The organism is Rugamonas rivuli (assembly GCF_009380165.1).
GTDB lineage: Bacteria > Pseudomonadota > Gammaproteobacteria > Burkholderiales > Burkholderiaceae_D > Rugamonas > Rugamonas rivuli.
In genome coordinates this window covers 1-262 of the sequence record NZ_WHUF01000031.1, presented here as the reverse complement: position 1 = coordinate 262, position 262 = coordinate 1, and the positions used below count along the sequence as shown (strand labels likewise).

1 rRNA gene is annotated in these 262 nt (G+C 50.8%); it reads right to left on the bottom strand.

Going from position 1 to position 262, the window contains the following annotated elements:
• Positions 1-262: ribosomal RNA gene (locus GEV01_RS30620) — 23S ribosomal RNA — on the bottom strand; the annotation flags it as partial.

The following is a 262-nucleotide window of genomic DNA, read 5'->3' as shown; positions in this document are numbered from 1 at the left end:
TTGGGCTTACGGCGTGGGGGCTTTTCACCCCCATTATCGCTACTCATGTCAGCATTCGCACTTCTGATACCTCCAGCATCCTTTACAAGACACCTTCGCAGGCTTACAGAACGCTCTCCTACCATATGCTTACGCATATCCGCAGCTTCGGTGACTGGCTTAGCCCCGTTACATCTTCCGCGCAGGACGACTCGATCAGTGAGCTATTACGCTTTCTTTAAATGATGGCTGCTTCTAAGCCAACATCCTGACTGTTTTAGCC